The 15,836-nt window shown below is 54.3% G+C and carries 12 protein-coding genes and 2 pseudogenes; 7 read left to right on the top strand and 7 right to left on the bottom strand.

All coding sequences use genetic code 11. The features are described from left to right. Window positions 1-5 precede the first annotated feature (5 nt). The 3 genes from CJP72_RS00250 to hemH all read left to right on the top strand — a co-directional run bounded on the left by CJP72_RS00250 (window position 6) and on the right by hemH (window position 3,058). Entirely contained in the window at window positions 6-911 is a 906-nt protein-coding gene (locus tag CJP72_RS00250; protein ID WP_162378907.1) for a glycyl-radical enzyme activating protein, read from the top strand. A 360-nt stretch (window positions 912-1,271) separates the two neighbouring features. Next, the gene (gene adk, locus CJP72_RS00245) at window positions 1,272-1,916 is read left to right on the top strand and encodes an adenylate kinase (protein WP_162378906.1); all 645 of its coding nucleotides are present in this window, start codon (window positions 1,272-1,274) and stop codon (window positions 1,914-1,916) included. Window positions 1,917-2,095: 179 nt separating this feature from the next. Further along, on the top strand, window positions 2,096-3,058 hold the full coding sequence (gene hemH / locus CJP72_RS00240) for a ferrochelatase (protein ID WP_162378905.1): 963 nt from the start codon (window positions 2,096-2,098) through the stop codon (window positions 3,056-3,058). Here the strand turns inward: hemH and aes are convergent. Further along, window positions 3,049-4,023, bottom strand: coding sequence for an acetyl esterase (gene aes, locus CJP72_RS00235; protein WP_162378904.1), 975 nt, complete (start codon window positions 4,021-4,023; stop codon window positions 3,049-3,051). The two genes, hemH and aes, sit on opposite strands and share 10 nt — an antisense overlap. Window positions 4,024-4,175: 152 nt before the next feature. Here aes and CJP72_RS00230 point away from each other — a divergent pair, with 152 nt between their 5' ends. Next, a complete protein-coding gene (locus CJP72_RS00230) occupies window positions 4,176-5,480 on the top strand; it encodes an inosine/guanosine kinase (protein ID WP_162378984.1) in 1,305 nt (434 codons plus the stop codon). Window positions 5,481-5,610: 130 nt separating this feature from the next. On the opposite strand, the pseudogene CJP72_RS26235 reads toward CJP72_RS00230, so the two are convergent. Beyond that, window positions 5,611-5,757, bottom strand: a pseudogene (locus CJP72_RS26235) (hypothetical protein); the annotation flags it as partial. On the opposite strand from CJP72_RS26235, the pseudogene CJP72_RS25310 reads away from it, so the two are divergent. Beyond that, a pseudogene (locus CJP72_RS25310) lies at window positions 5,755-5,883 on the top strand (inosine/guanosine kinase); the annotation flags it as partial. The pseudogenes CJP72_RS26235 and CJP72_RS25310 overlap by 3 nt on opposite strands. 137 nt (window positions 5,884-6,020) lie before the next feature. Here the strand turns inward: CJP72_RS25310 and ybaL are convergent. Together ybaL and CJP72_RS00215 are read right to left on the bottom strand one after the other, a co-directional pair. Further along, window positions 6,021-7,697, bottom strand: a complete 1,677-nt coding sequence (gene ybaL / locus CJP72_RS00220) for a YbaL family putative K(+) efflux transporter (RefSeq protein WP_162378903.1) — start codon at window positions 7,695-7,697, stop codon at window positions 6,021-6,023. Between the two features lie 235 nt (window positions 7,698-7,932). After that, window positions 7,933-9,153, bottom strand: coding sequence for an MFS transporter (locus tag CJP72_RS00215; RefSeq protein ID WP_162378902.1), 1,221 nt, complete (start codon window positions 9,151-9,153; stop codon window positions 7,933-7,935). 177 nt (window positions 9,154-9,330) lie between these two features. Between CJP72_RS00215 and ushA the strand changes: the two genes are divergently transcribed. Both ushA and CJP72_RS00205 read left to right on the top strand, forming a co-directional pair. Then, window positions 9,331-10,983, top strand: a complete 1,653-nt coding sequence (ushA, locus tag CJP72_RS00210; protein ID WP_162378901.1) for a bifunctional UDP-sugar hydrolase/5'-nucleotidase UshA — start codon at window positions 9,331-9,333, stop codon at window positions 10,981-10,983. Window positions 10,984-11,203: 220 nt separating this feature from the next. Next, window positions 11,204-11,371 (top strand): hypothetical protein, encoded by a 168-nt coding sequence (locus CJP72_RS00205; RefSeq protein ID WP_162378900.1) that lies wholly within the window; start codon window positions 11,204-11,206, stop codon window positions 11,369-11,371. Window positions 11,372-11,634: 263 nt separating this feature from the next. Here CJP72_RS00205 and ybaK read toward each other — a convergent pair whose 3' ends face one another. The 3 genes from ybaK to copA form a co-directional block, all read right to left on the bottom strand. Next, window positions 11,635-12,114, bottom strand: coding sequence for a Cys-tRNA(Pro)/Cys-tRNA(Cys) deacylase YbaK (ybaK, locus tag CJP72_RS00200; protein WP_162378899.1), 480 nt, complete (start codon window positions 12,112-12,114; stop codon window positions 11,635-11,637). 199 nt (window positions 12,115-12,313) lie between these two features. Further along, a complete protein-coding gene (locus CJP72_RS00195) occupies window positions 12,314-13,108 on the bottom strand; it encodes a TraB/GumN family protein (protein ID WP_162378898.1) in 795 nt (264 codons plus the stop codon). 125 nt (window positions 13,109-13,233) lie between these two features. Next, on the bottom strand, window positions 13,234-15,735 hold the full coding sequence (gene copA / locus CJP72_RS00190; protein ID WP_162378897.1) for a copper-exporting P-type ATPase CopA: 2,502 nt from the start codon (window positions 15,733-15,735) through the stop codon (window positions 13,234-13,236). Between the last annotated feature and the right edge of the window lie 101 nt (window positions 15,736-15,836).

Genomic DNA, 15,836 nt, shown 5'->3' with positions numbered 1-15,836 from the left:
GTGTGATGAGCGAGACGGGCACGATTTTTGATATTCAGAAATTTTCTCTCCACGACGGGCCAGGGATACGTACCACCGTATTTCTGAAAGGTTGCCAGATGCGTTGCGTCTGGTGCCACAACCCTGAATCGCTGAGAGCGGAAAAGCAACTGGCGTTTATGGAGCATAAGTGCCTGCAATGTCAGCGATGTGCTGAGGTTTGCCCGCACGGTTGCCACCAATTTGCACAAGGGCGGCATGAGATTGACTATTCTGCCTGTCAGACGTGCGGACGCTGCGTTGAGGTGTGCCCGTCGCAAGCGCTTAAAATCTACGGCCAGACCAGGGATGTTGACGGGATCATTGCAGAAGTCCTAAAAGACAAGCCCTACTTTGAGAAAACGGGGGGCGGGATAACGCTATCGGGAGGGGAGGCGATGTTCCAGTTTCCCTTTGCGTTAGCGCTTGCAAAAGCGGCGAAAGCCGCAGGTTTGCACGTCTGTATTGAAACCAACGGCGCGTCGCGCCCTGAGCGGTATCGCGAGATTGCCCCCTGGGTGGATCTTTTTCTGCTCGATTACAAAGTGACCGATGCACGGGCGCATAAATCGCACACCGGTGTCGCCAAACGCGTGGTGGAGATGACGCTGGAGACGCTCAATGAGATTGGCGCAAAGGTTGTCCTGCGCTGCCCGCTCATTCCGGGGTATAACTTCAATGACGAACATCTGGCTGCGATCCGCGCTATCACAGCCCGCTACGACGCGATCCTGCATGCCGAAATATTGCCATACCATAATTTAGGAATGGCGAAACATCGTGAGTTGGGACAGATCCCGGTATGCACGATTACCGTACCGGACGATGCGACCGTGGCGAAAGCACTGGACGTTCTCAATCAGGAAGGAGGAAAAACAGTACGCCGGGGATAGGGGCGGATTCCGAAAACCGATATGACTCTCATATTTCAAGCGGTATGTACGTGGGCTATGTTGATTCACCCCAGTCACTGACGTTGGTCAGTTTCTGGGGATAAATGAGGGACATTCATGTCCCTCACTGAGAGCAGCCTCCAGCTGTTCAAATTCGTTCCTGACGAATTTTTCGTTCACATGCCAACTTCCTGCAACTCGAATGATTTAGAGTATATAAGGGTGCGATATAAAAATAATTCACGATATCCTACTGTTAACCGTTTCAGCGTAAAGCGCCTTTCTTGAGCCAATTGCGTGATGGTGGTATCGTTTAGCGCTTTTTAAAAAATATCGACAACCTTTAAGGGGATTTTCGTAATGCGTATCATTCTGCTTGGCGCTCCGGGCGCGGGTAAAGGCACTCAGGCTCAGTTCATCATGGAGAAATATGGTATTCCGCAAATCTCCACCGGTGATATGCTGCGTGCGGCAGTGAAGTCGGGTTCCGAGCTGGGCAAACAAGCAAAAGACATCATGGACGCCGGTAAACTGGTGACCGATGAGCTGGTTATTGCACTGGTGAAAGAACGCATCACCCAGGAAGACTGCCGCAACGGTTTTCTGCTCGACGGTTTCCCTCGCACCATTCCGCAGGCTGACGCCATGAAAGACGCGGGTATCGTGGTCGATTATGTTCTCGAGTTTGACGTACCGGACGAGCTGATTGTTGATCGCATCGTAGGTCGTCGCGTTCATGCGGCATCTGGCCGTGTATACCACGTCAAATTCAATCCGCCGAAAGTGGAAGGTAAAGACGATGTGACCGGCGACGAGCTGACCACGCGTAAAGACGACCAGGAAGAAACCGTACGTAAGCGTCTGGTTGAATATCATCAGATGACGGCGCCGCTGATCGGCTACTACCAGAAAGAAGCTGAAGCGGGTAACACCCAATACGCCAAAGTTGACGGTACTCAGGCCGTAGCTTCTGTGCGTGCCGACCTGGAAAAAATCCTCGGTTAAGTTTTATCGCATTCAATGCCGGATGGCGGTGTGAACACCTTATCCGGCCTACCGTCTTCGCGTAGGCCTGATAAGCGTAGCGCCATCAGGCATTATCTAATTACCTCTCGCAGCAATTAGTTCTTCTTCCTCACTTTTCCGCTACAATTCTCCGCAATGTGAATGGACAAGAGGCGGTAATGCGTCAGACGAAAACCGGTATTCTGCTGGCTAACCTTGGCACCCCCGATGCCCCAACGCCTGAAGCGGTCAAACGCTATCTAAAGCAATTTTTAAGCGACACTCGTGTGGTCGATACCCCCCGGCTGTTATGGTGGCCGCTGTTGCGCGGTGTGATTTTGCCGCTACGCGCGCCGCGCGTGGCGAAACTCTACCAGTCTGTCTGGCAGGAAGGCGGCTCTCCGTTGATGGTCTACAGTCGCAGGCAACAGCAGGCGCTGGCCGCACGACTTCCGGACATCCCTGTTGCGTTGGGGATGAGCTACGGTTCGCCTTCGCTGGAAAGCGCGGTGGAGGAACTGCTGACCAATAATGTGGACAACATCGTGGTCTTGCCGCTTTACCCGCAATACTCCTGCTCGACGGCCGCCGCAGTTTGGGATGAACTGGCGCGCATTCTGGCAGGGAAACGGCGAATTCCGGCGATTGCTTTTATTCGTGATTATGCCGATGACCGTGCGTATATTGAGGCGTTGGCAAACAGCGCGCGCGCCGCCTTTGCCCAGCATGGCGAGCCGGATTTACTGCTGCTCTCTTATCACGGTATCCCTCAGCGTTACGCCGATGAAGGTGATGACTACCCGCAGCGTTGTCGTGATACCACGCGCGAACTGGTTTCTGCGCTTGGCGTTGCACCTGAAAAAGTGATGATGACCTTCCAGTCCCGCTTTGGCCGCGAACCGTGGTTGACGCCGTATACCGACGAGACGCTGAAAATGCTGGCTGAAAAAGGCGTAGGGCATATTCAGGTCATGTGTCCGGGATTTTCGGCCGACTGTCTGGAGACGCTGGAAGAAATTGCGGTGCAGAATAAAGAGATCTTCCTCGAGGCAGGCGGTAAAAAATATGAATATATTCCGGCGCTTAATGATGCGCCAGAACATATCGAAATGATGGTGAAACTGACGGCGTCTTATTGCTGAGCGCCATCCAGTTGCTGCGTGAAGTAATGTGCGCCATCGCGCAGAGCGTCATCGGCGGTTTTCATCATCCGCGAGTAGTGCAGAAAGGCGTGGAGCGTGCCGGGGTACATTTTGTATTCGCAAGGCTGCTGATGCGCCTGTAACGTCTGGTGCAGCAGTCGGCTGTCATCAATTAAGGGATCAAACTCCGCGCCGGCAATAAAGCAGGGCGGCACATCACGGGTCAGGTCGTTGTTAAACAAGCAGTAGTATGGCGATTCACGGTCGTTTGCGTCACCCAGATACGCCTGTTCATAGTTCTGTAGATCCTGACGGGTTAACCCATCCCAGTCGCCGCCAAACAAACGGCGGCTGACGGAATCCTGCAAGCCGTACAGCCCATACCAGAGCAGAACCCCGACCACATTAGTGCAGACAATTTGCTTGTCGCGCAACCACAGCGCGCTGGCGAGCGACAGCATGGCCCCTGCGGAATCTCCGGCAAAACCGATATTCTGCATGTTGAGCGAGAATGCGTCTGCGTGTTGATGGAAGAACTGACATACGGCGGCGGTTTCTTCAATCGCCTGCGGGTAACGGGCTTCCGGCGACAAGGTGTAATCAATGCCAATGACCGTACACTGGGTGTAACGTGCCAGTAGCCGCATAATCCGGTCATGGGTGTCCAGGTTGCCGAGAATAAATCCACCGCCGTGCAGGTAAAACAGAGTGGCGTTGCTCTCGGGCTGTGGAAAATAAAGGCGCGTGGCGATCGCACCAAACGTTGTTGGAACGGCGTACTCCCGGGTGTCCATTTCTGGCGCATCGGCGTTCCAGAACTGCCGTTCGCGGGTGTAGTGCTGGCGTTGAGCGTTGATATCACCCTCCACGGGCCAGGGGGGTAGACCGTCTTGTTGAAAGTTCGCCACGGCTTTCATCTCGGCGGAGATGCTGTCGAGGACGGGGATTTTGTTTTCCGGTTTCATAAAACGCTCCTTGTGAAAGGAACCCATTGTAGAAACTGCCGCCGGATAAACTGCGATCCCGTCGTCTGATATTGAAACTCCGCCTCACGTCGCGCGATAAGGAAGGAATGTGCTACCATTCTTCGCTCCGTTATCCACCCGTAAAAACGACCATGAAATTTCCCGGTAAACGTAAATCCAAACACTATTTTCCCGTCAATGCGCGCGATCCTCTGCTGCAACAAATTCAACCTGAAAACGAGACCAGCGCGTCGTGGGTCGTGGGTATCGATCAGACCCTGGTGGACATTGAAGCCAAAGTTGATGACGACTTTGTACAACGTTATGGATTGAGTGCCGGACACTCCCTGGTCATTGAAGATGATGTTGCAGATGCACTGTACCAGGAACTGGTGCGCGAGAATCTGATCACCCATCAATTTGCGGGTGGCACTATCGGCAATACCATGCACAACTACTCTGTGCTGGCCGATGATCGTTCCGTTCTACTCGGCGTGATGTGCAGCAATATCGAAATTGGCGGCTATGCCTATCGCTATTTGTGTAACACCTCCAGCCGTACCGACCTGAACTATCTGCAGGGTGTTGATGGGCCGATTGGTCGTTGCTTTACGTTGATTGGCGAGTCCGGCGAACGCACTTTTGCGATAAGCCCCGGGCACATGAACCAACTGCATGCGGACAGTATTCCGGAGTCCGTGATTGCCGGAGCCTCAGCGCTGGTTCTGACCTCCTATCTGGTGCGCTGTAAACCGGGTGAGCCGATGCCGGAAGCCACCATGAAGGCGATTGAATACGCCAAAAAGTACAACGTTCCAGTGGTGCTGACTCTCGGGACGAAGTTCGTCATCGCCGACAATCCACAGTGGTGGCAGGCGTTTCTGAAAGAGAATGTCTCTATCCTGGCGATGAACGAAGAAGAAGCGCAGGCGCTGACCGGGGAAAACGATCCACTTTTGGCGGCGGATAAAGCGTTAGATTGGGTCGATCTGGTGCTCTGCACCGCCGGTCCGGTCGGTCTGTATATGGCCGGTTTTACGGAAGATTCCGTCAAACGCAAAACACAGCATCCGCTGCTGCCGGGCGCGATTGCGGAGTTTAACCAGTACGAGTTTAGCCGCGCAATGCGCCACAAAGATTGCATCACCCCGCTGCGTATTTATTCGCATATCGCGCCATACATGGGGGGGCCGGAAAAAATCATGAACACGAATGGGGCGGGCGATGGCGCGCTGGCGGCGCTGTTGCACGATATCACCGCCAACAGCTATCACCGTGCCAGCGTACCGAACTCCAGTAAGCACCAATTCAACTGGCTGACTTATTCGTCGTTAGCGCAGGTGTGTAAATACGCTAACCGTGTGAGTTATCAGGTGCTTAACCAGCACTCGCCACGCTTAACGCGCGGTCTGCCGGAGCGTGAGGATAGTCTCGAAGAGTCGTACTGGGCTCGTTGATGTTGTTTGCCCGATGGCGCTTCGCTTATCGGGCCTACGAACAACGCCAGGCCGGTGACGCTCACGCTTACCGGGCAATCATGTAGGCCTGATAAGACGCATCTGCGTCGCCATCAGGCAAATAACAACGTTAACCCGTCACCACTTCGCCCGCCGGCGGCGTTTCCAGCAGTTCAAGCATGGTACGTGCGATTTCACGCTCGCCCATCACCACCTGATTCGCACCCCGTTCGGTAATGTATTCCACTTCATCGTCAAAATGCGCGCGGGCGATAAGTTAGCGCAGGTGTGTAAATACGTTAACCGCGTGAGTTATCAGGTGCTTAACCAGCACTCGCCACGCTTAACGCGCGGTCTGCCGGAGCGTGAGGATAGTCTCGAAGAGTCGTACTGGGATCGTTGATGTTGTTTGCCCGATGGCGCTTCGCTTATCGGGCCTACGAACAACGCCAGGCCAGTGCCCGGTGACGCTCACGCTTACCGGGCAATCATGTAGGCCTGATAAGACGCATTTGCGTCGCCATCAGGCAAATAACAACGTTAACCCGTCACCACTTCGCCCGCCGGCGGCGTTTCCAGCAGTTCCAGCATGGTACGTGCGATTTCACGCTCGCCCATCACCACCTGATTCGCACCCCGTTCGGTAATGTATTCCACTTCATCGTCATAATGCGCGCGGGCGATAATTTCGATATCCGGGCATTTTTCGCGTGCAGACGCGACAATCTCACCCGCTTCATAACCATTTGGAATGGTCAGAAGCAGCCAGCGGGCGCAGTCCAGATGCGCCAGATTCATGATCTCTTCATTGGCGGCGTTGCCTAATACGGCGCGGATCCCGCGTTCACGCAGCTCATCAACACGGGTACGTGAGGTTTCGATGACCACCAGCGGAATACCCGCCGCCATTAATTTCTCGCCCAGCAGACTGCCGACGCGACCAAAGCCGACCAGCAGCGCGTGATTGCAAATATCCACCGGGATCTGCTTCTCTTCTTCGATGGCTTCTTCCAGGGTTTGTTCTTCGAGGGTTTCGGTTTTCGCGAGATATTTTTCCAGTACGGCAAACAGCACTGGATTGAGCATAATGGAGAGGATCGCCCCCGCCAGAACAAGATTCTGCCCCGCTTGCGGCAGCAGATTCAGCGCCATACCCAGTCCTGCCAGAATAAACGCAAATTCACCAATTTGCGCCAGGCTGGTGGCAATGGTTAACGCAGTACGTTGCGAGTGGCCAAACAGGCGCACGAGGAAAAAGGCAGCGACAGATTTACCGAAAATAATAATGACCAGCGTTGCCAGAACGGCCAGCGGTTGTTGGATCAGAATCAGTGGATCAAACAGCATACCGACGGAGACAAAGAACAGTACCGCAAACGCATCGCGCAGCGGCAGCGTGTCATGTGCCGCACGGTGGCTCAGTTCTGACTCGTTTAGCACCATCCCGGCGAAGAAGGCACCCAGCGCAAAGGAGACGTCAAACAGTTCGACCGCGCCAAAGGCGATCCCCAGCGCCAGAGCGAGCACCGAGAGAGTGAACAGTTCCCGTGAGCCTGTCGCTGCGCTACGCGCCATAATCCACGGCACCAGACGACGCCCGACCAGCATCATAATGGCGATAAACGCGACCACTTTACCGATGGTAATGCCCATGTCGACAGCCAGGGACGTAAAACCGACGTTGTCCTTTTCCATCATGCTGGCAACGGCAGGCAGTAGAACCAGCGTCAGCACCATCACCAGATCTTCAACAATCAGCCAGCCAATGGCGATTTGCCCACGCTGGCTATCAATAAGCTGTCGTTCTTCAAGTGCCCGCAACAGTACCACGGTACTGGCGGTGGAAAGACATAACCCAAAAACGATACCGGTCATCGGTGACCAGCCCAGAACTGCAGAAAGCGCCATGCCCAGTAACGTCGCCACGGCTATCTGGGCGATCGCACCGGGAATGGCGATGGCCTTTACCGCCATCAAATCCTTGAGAGAGAAGTGCAACCCGACGCCGAACATCAGCAGGATAACGCCAAGTTCCGCCAGTTCAGGCGCAAGTTTAGTATCAGCCACAAAACCAGGCGTAAAAGGACCGGCCAGAACGCCCGCTAACAGATATCCCACCAGAGGAGAAATACGCAGTTTATTGGCAAGCATGCCGAATATAAAAGCGAGCACAAGGCCGCCTACAATGGTGGTGATAAGCGGGGTGGCGTGATGCATTCCGTCTCCTTTCTGGGGTGTGTTGATCCATTTTTGGCCTGGAAACCAAAATTCCAGGTAATAGTTTATGACAATTTCGGTGTTTATGTTTATGAATAATTATTGAATTTTGATGAAAAATGGAATTTAGACTGTAAAACGCACGGATCGGAAAACGAAGAGAGTCTGTGAACAGCAAAGGCTTATGGCGACTGGAAGTGAGCGTGGCCAAAGTTTACCTTTGGCCACAGGAAAATCAGACTTTATGCCGGTTATCAGGCAAGAATATGGTCAGTATCCCCAGAAGAGGCAGGAAAGCACAGATTTTGTAGACCAAATCGATACTGGTATGGTCGGCAATCAGTCCTAACACGGCTGCGCCAAGGCCGCCCATGCCGAAGGCGAAACCGAAAAACAGACCAGAAACCATGCCGATACGACCCGGAAGCAGCTCCTGGGCATAGACCAGGATGGCAGAAAACGCAGAGGCGAGGATAAAACCGATGATCACGGTTAAAACGCCCGTCCAGTAGAGGGTTGCATAGGGTAAAACGAGGGTAAAAGGCGCAACGCCAAGAATAGAGCCCCAAATAACATATTTTCTGCCGATCTTGTCACCCAAAGGCCCGCCAATCAACGTTCCTGCGGCAACGGCAAATAGGAAGGCAAACAGATGTATTTGCGCGTTTTGTACCGATAATCCGAATTTTTGCATCAGATAAAAGGTGTAATAGCTGCTGATGCTCGCCATATAGAAGTATTTGGAGAATATCAGGATTAATAGGATACAAACGGCGAGTACCACTTTGTTACGTGGGAGCGGATTGGTTATCACCGCTTTAGGTTTTCCTTTGCTCATCCGATGCTGCGCGGCATACCAGCGGCTAATCTGCGCCAGCACGACAATCGCCAGCAGCGCCGCCAGCACAAACCAGGCCACATTACCTTTGCCGTAGGGCGCGATGATCACCGCGGCCAGCAAAGGGCCAAGCGAACTGCCAAAGTTACCGCCCACCTGGAAGATTGACTGCGCGAGGCCGTGGCGCCCGCCTGAAGCCATTCGCGCCACGCGGGAGGATTCCGGATGAAACACCGACGAGCCGGTGCCGACCAGCGCCGCGGCTAACAGTACCACGCCATAACTGCCAGCCATCGCCAGTAATACCAGACCGCTCAATGTGAAACACATCCCAATCGGCAGCGACCACGGCATGGGGTATTTGTCTGTCCAGTAGCCGACCACAGGCTGGAGCAGGGAGGACGCTAACTGATAGGTGAGGGTGATCATCCCTATCTGCATAAACGTGAGCGAGAACTCGGATTGTAACAGTGGGTAAATCGCCAGAATCAGCGACTGGATCATATCGTTTAGCAAGTGGGAAAGGCTGATGGCGCCTAAAATGCGAAACGACGTGCGTGCGTGCGTAACGGGCGCAGACGCGCTCGCTAACGGCTGGGTTGGTTCACTCATTGCCATAGAACGTCACTTCTGTTGTTTTGTTTGCGATGTTGGAGATAGTCTGCGTTGTAATTATTACCTGACTAACATACCTGTGGATGGTGTTTGAAGGAAGTCTCAATTCTGAAAACATTTTCGGCTATTATTTCATATCATTGTCTTTTCAGCGGTTGATATTGGGTCAGGGAGAGAAACATGAAATTTTTGAAGCGAGGCGTGGCGCTGGCCGTGTTCGCTGCGTTCGCACTGGTGAGCCAGTCTGCGCAGGCTTATGAGAAAGATAAAACCTATAAAATAACGGTTCTGCATACAAACGATCATCATGGTCACTTCTGGCGTAGCGAATACGGCGAATACGGTCTTTCAGCACAAAAAACGCTGGTTGACGGCATTCGTAAAGAGGTTGCGCAGGAAGGCGGTAGCGTGTTGCTGCTCTCTGGCGGTGATATTAACACGGGGGTTCCAGAGTCAGACCTGCAAGATGCAGAGCCTGATTTTCGGGGCATGAATCTGATTGGCTATGATGCGATGGCCGTCGGGAACCACGAATTTGATAACCCGCTTACCGTACTTCGCCAGCAGGAAAAGTGGGCAAAGTTTCCTTTTCTCTCTGCCAATATCTATCAGAAAAGTACCGGCGAACGTCTGTTCAAACCCTGGGCTATTTTTAAGCGACAGGATCTGAAAATCGCCGTTATCGGTTTAACCACGGATGATACGGCAAAAATTGGCAACCCGGAGTATTTCACCGACATTGAGTTCCGCAAACCGGCTGACGAAGCCAATCTGGTTATCCAGGAATTGCAGATTAACGAAAAGCCGGATGTCATTATCGCCACCACACACATGGGGCACTATGACAATGGCAATCACGGGTCGAACGCGCCGGGCGATGTCGAAATGGCGCGAAGCCTGCCGGCAGGAGCGTTGGCGATGATTGTGGGTGGTCACTCACAAGATCCGGTGTGTATGGCGGCGGAAAATAAAAAGCAGGTTAATTATGTGCCGGGTACGCCATGCGCGCCGGACAAACAAAATGGCATCTGGATTGTGCAGGCGCATGAGTGGGGGAAATACGTCGGACGGGCCGATTTTGAGTTCCGTAATGGCGAGATGAAAATGGTGAACTACCAGCTCATTCCCGTGAATCTGAAGAAGAAAGTGACCTGGGCTAACGGGAAAAGTGAGCACGTACTTTACACCCCGGAAATCGCTGAGAACCCACAAATGCTCTCTTTGCTGACGCCGTTCCAGAATAAAGGTAAAGCGCAGCTGGATGTGAAAATTGGCAGTGTGAACAGCCGTCTTGAAGGCGATCGCAGTAAAGTCCGTTTTGTGCAAACTAACATGGGGCACCTTCTGCTTGCCGCGCAGATGGCGCGCACCAGCGCTGACTTTGGCGTGATGAGTGGCGGTGGTATTCGTGATTCCATTGAAGGCGGCAATATAACCTATAAAAGCGTGCTGAAGGTACAACCGTTCGGCAACATCGTGGTGTATGCCGACATGAGCGGGAAAGAGGTGATTGATTATCTGACCGCCGTGGCGCAAATGAAGCCGGATTCAGGCGCTTATCCGCAGTTCGCCAACGTCAGTTTTGTGGCGAAGGACGGCAAGCTCAATGATTTAAAAATCAAAGGAGAACCTGTTGACCCGGCGAAAACCTACCGGATGGCAACGTTGAGCTTTAACGCCACGGGCGGCGACGGTTATCCGCGAATCGATAATAAACCGGGTTATGTGAATACCGGATTTATCGATGCGGAAGTGCTCAAACAGTACATTGAGCAGAACTCGCCGCTGGATGCGAGTACTTACGAACCTCAGAATGAGGTCTCCTGGCAGTAATTCCGACTTGCCGGATGGCGCTTGCGCTTATCCGGCCTACGGGGCACTGCGTGTTGTAGGCCGGAGAAGACGCTTGCGTCGCCATCCGGCAAAAAACACGGGGCAGGTGTGAATCTGTATGCCGGATGGCGCTTCGCTTATCCGGCCTACGGGGCACTGCGTGATGTAGGCCGGAGAAGACGCTTGCGCCGCCATCCGGCAAAAAAAACACGGCGCAGGTATGAATCTGTATACCGGATGGCGCTTCGCTTATCCGGCCTGCGGGGCACTGCGTGATGTAGGCCGGAGAAGACGCTTGCGTCGCCATCCGGCAAAAAAACACGGAGCAGGTATGAATCTGGATACCGGATGGCGCTTCGCTTATCCGGCCTACGGGGGCACTGCGTGATGTAGGCCGGAGAAGACGCTTGCGTCGCCATCCGGCAAAAAAACGGAGCAGGTATGAATCTGTATGCCGGATGGCGCTTCGCTTATCCGGCCTACGGGGCACTGCGTGATGTAGGCCGGAGAGGACGTTTGCGTCGCCATCCGGCAAAAAAACACGGAGCAGGTATGAATCTGTATACCGGATGGCGCTTCGCTTATCCGGCGTACGGGGCACTGCGTGATGTAGGCCGGAGAAGACGCTTGCGCCGCCATCCGGCAAAACCCTCAATCCCGTCGCGCAATATCTGCAAATTTCGCATCGAGGATCTTCGCCAGATCGCCCGCCGCAAGTTCAATATCCAGCCCGCGTTTACCGCCTGAAACATAAATAGTGGTGAACGTCTGGGCTGGCGCGTCAATCAGCGTCGGTAGCCGTTTTTTTTGCCCCAGCGGACTGATGCCGCCCACCAGATAGCCTGTCGTACGTTGCGCCACCATCGGGTCAGCCATATCGACCTTTTTGGCACCCAGCGCTTTGGCGACTTTTTTCAGATCCAACTGCCCGGCCACCGGCGTGACGGCGACGGCGAGCTGTTTCATATCGCCATTCACGGCAACCAACAGTGTTTTGTAAACCTGATCGGCATTTAGTCCTAATTTACGTACCACCTCGTCACCAAAATTGGTTTCCTGCGGATCGTGATCGTAGGTATGGATGTTAAATGGGATCTTGTTCTTTTCTAGCAACTTAACGGCGGGAGTCATAACGGTCCTTCTTACTACAAATGTGATATGCCATCAGCATACGCCCGAAGGCGGACGAAAAAATAGTACAATCTTGCGCAATAGGTCTTGGCAGTTACAGCAACTTTGAGCGACAATCTGAAGATCCGGACATAAGTCCGGCATAATAATAAAGATGAAATTCCTCTTTGACGGGCCAATAGAAATATTGGCCATTTTTTTAACGCATCAGATCCGGTAAATTCCCTTCTCCATACAGATGCAGCGCACCCACCGCGACGACGTACTGACCGGGAGGCATGGCGTAGAGTTGCTCCCGCCAGGCGATATTACGCTGATGCATAAGCACATCATATAACGACTGACTAAAGGTATTCGGCAGCGTGAGATCGTTATTTTGCGGCGGCGTTTTCAGCCACCAGCTCATCATCTGTTGCAGTAACCTGGCGTTGGTGTGCCAGTGCGTCAGCGTATCGTTCAGCAGCGCCATACCGTTATCGGGTAACTGGCACAGGAGCGCTATCTGACTGGATGCTCCTTCCAGCTCAATAATCGGTTTTTGTGCCTGCTTCGCGGCCTGTAGCAATTGGTAGTCAATACCATATTCAGCGCGCAGTCCCAGTTGTTGCGCCTGGGTTGCCTGCAAGACCATGGCGATTTGCCACAGCGGCTGAGTAGAAAAGAGAGACGCGGAGATCCCCAGCTCATCGGTGACTTTATGCAGATGACGCAACTGCTCTTCGCTGATACGTTCTTCCAGCGCGGCAAATGTGGGGAGATTGACAAACGGGGTGTCGTCGCCGGAGACATCGGCTTCAACGATTAAGGCATCGGCCTGTCTGAGTTTTTTCAGTAATTTAGCCGGGAGGGGCGCCATATCGCGACTGCCCATATGGATACTGCCGACCAGATGAAAATGACGACGACCGGGCAGAACAACGTCGATGGCAGGCCAGGTATAATGATTGCCGCGCAATGCGCGCCAGAACGATTTTACCCAGTACATCAGATCCATACGACCTCCCTTAGTAGTACGCCATGCTAGCGCGTGGGGAGAGAAGGCGCAATGCGTGAATTGCCGGATGGCGCTAACGCTTATCCGGCCTACAACGTTTGTGCAAATGGTGGGCTGTTACTCGATCACTCTTTCGGTTTAAACCGTAACAGGCGGTTGGCATTGCTCACCACGGTAATCGAAGAGAGCGCCATCGCCGCGCCAGCGACGACCGGGTTGAGCAATGTTCCGGTGAGCGGCCACAGAATACCGGCGGCAACCGGGATGCCGATACTGTTATAGATAAACGCCCCCAGCAGGTTCTGCTTCATGTTGCGCAGTGTGGCGCGTGAGATAGCAAGCGCATCCGCCACCCCCATCAGACTATGGCGCATCAACGTGATAGCCGCAGTTTCAATGGCCACATCGCTGCCGCCGCCCATTGCGATACCCACATCAGCCTGCGCCAGCGCCGGGGCATCGTTGATCCCATCGCCCACCATCGCCACCTGGCGCCCCTGGCTTTGCAGGCGCTTGATAGCATCGGCTTTACCGTCCGGTAATACGCCCGCAATCACCTCATCAATCCCCGCCTCTTTCGCAATTGCGTTGGCGGTGGTGGGGTTATCGCCGGTTAACATCACCAGACGGTAGCCCGCACGATGCAGGCGCTGGAGTGCCGCCACGCTGTCGCTGCGCAGAGGGTCGCGTACAGCCAGCAATGCCGCCGCTTTGCCGTCAATCGCCAGCAGCACCGGGGTGGAACCTTGTGAAGCGCGGGCTGAGATCTCCGCGTCCATTTCAGTAGTATCTACCTGTTGTTCATTCAACAGCGCCTGGTTGCCCAGCAGTAGCGCATGACCCTCCGCTTCACCACTCACGCCTAAACCGCGCAGTGTCCGGAAGCCATTCACTTGTGGCAATGTTGCCTCACCGGCTTTTTCCAGAATGGCACGGGCCAGCGGGTGGCTGGAACCTTGTTCAAGGGCTGCCGACAGGCGCAGCGCCTGTGCTTCGTCTGTTCCACCAAAGGTTTTGATCGCCACTACCTGCGGTTTCCCTTCGGTCAGCGTACCGGTTTTATCAAAAACGACCGTATCGAGCGTACTGGCGTGTTGTAAGGCATCGGCATCGCGTACCAGCACGCCAAATTCAGCGGCGCGACCCACGCCGGAAATAATCGACATCGGCGTTGCCAGCCCCAGCGCACAAGGGCAAGCGATAATAAGTACCGTCGTGGCAATCACCAGCGTATAGACAATTTGCGGCGCCGGACCGAAGAAATACCAGATAGCGGCGCTCACCAGCGCAATCACCACCACCACGGGGACAAAGACGGCAGAAATTTTATCGGCCAGTTGACCGATTTCCGGTTTGCTGCTCTGCGCCTGGCGTACCATGCGGATAATCCGCGACAGCGTAGTGTGGCTGCCGACCGCGCTGGCGCGAAACAGCACGCTACCGTCCTGAACGACTGTCCCGGCATGCACGCTGTCGCCTTCGCCTTTCTGTTGCGGGATAGGCTCGCCGGTGAGCATAGCTTCATCCAGCCAGGCTTCGCCCTGAGTGATTTCACCGTCTACCGGCACGCGATCGCCAGTGGTCAGTCGCAATAACATACCCGCCTGCACGTCGGCCAGCGGCACGCTTTTTTCACCCTCATCGGTGACAACGCGCGCCGTTGGCGGCGTTAAATCGAGGAGTTTTTCCAGCGCCTTAGAAGAACGCTGACGAGCGCGCGCTTCCAGCATATGTCCGAGGTTAATCAGACCGATGATCATGGCGCTCGCTTCATAATAGAGATGGCGCGCTTCCATCGGGAACCACTGCGGCCACAGGTTGACGCTCATTGAGTAGAGCCAGGCCACCCCGGTACCGAGTGCGACCAGCGTATCCATCGTGGCGGCGCCGTTCATCAGGCTCTTCCACGCGCTGCGATAAAAATGGCCGCCTGCAAAGACCATCACGGCCAGGGTAGTGAGGCCAATGGCGAGCCACAGGCTGCGGTTATCGGCGGTGACCATCATGTTGTCGCCGATCATCCCCCAGACCATCACCGGTACGCCGACCAGCAGCGCGACAATCGCCTGCCAGCGGAAGCGTTTCATGGTGGCGACGGCGGTTTCCTGCTGGCGTTCACGGCGTTTTGCATCATCTTCAATGGCTTCGGCACCGTAGCCGGCTTTTTCCACCGCCTGCACTAAATCTGCGGCGGACGCGCTGCCCATGACCAGCGCAGTGCGTTCCGCCAGGTTTACCCGTGCCTGCGTGACGCCCGGTACGTTTTGCAACGCATTTTGTACCCGGGAAACACAGCTGGCGCAGCTCATACCGCTTAATAACAGTTGTTGGCTGTCATCATCGGCCGTTGCTGCCGGAAGCTCAGGAGGGACCGCTGCCAGCGCTTCCGACGGGGTTGATGACTCCGCCAGCGGTTTAGCCTTTGGGTGGCTTAACTCTGCACCATAACCGGCTTGTTTGATGGTTTCGATCAAGGCTTCGGCACTGGCACTACCGGTGACGTGCGCTTCCGTCACGGTGACGTCTGCCTGTTCCACATCCGGGCGTTGCTCAAGACTTTCTTTTACGCGTTTGACGCAGTGACCACAGGACAGGCCGTCCAGGGTCAGGTCGATGGTTTGAGACATAACAAAACTCCTTTAAAATGGTCAGAGACTTATTGACCTTCGTAATCGTATCGACTAACTGTTATAAAGGTTAAACCTTCCATCAAGGGGAAGGTCAAGGG

Source organism: Citrobacter sp. NCU1 (assembly GCF_010231475.1).
In the GTDB taxonomy this organism is placed as follows: Bacteria; Pseudomonadota; Gammaproteobacteria; order Enterobacterales; family Enterobacteriaceae; genus Citrobacter_D.
Note: the sequence above shows the minus strand (reverse complement) of the source record. Positions and strands in the feature narration are given on the sequence as shown.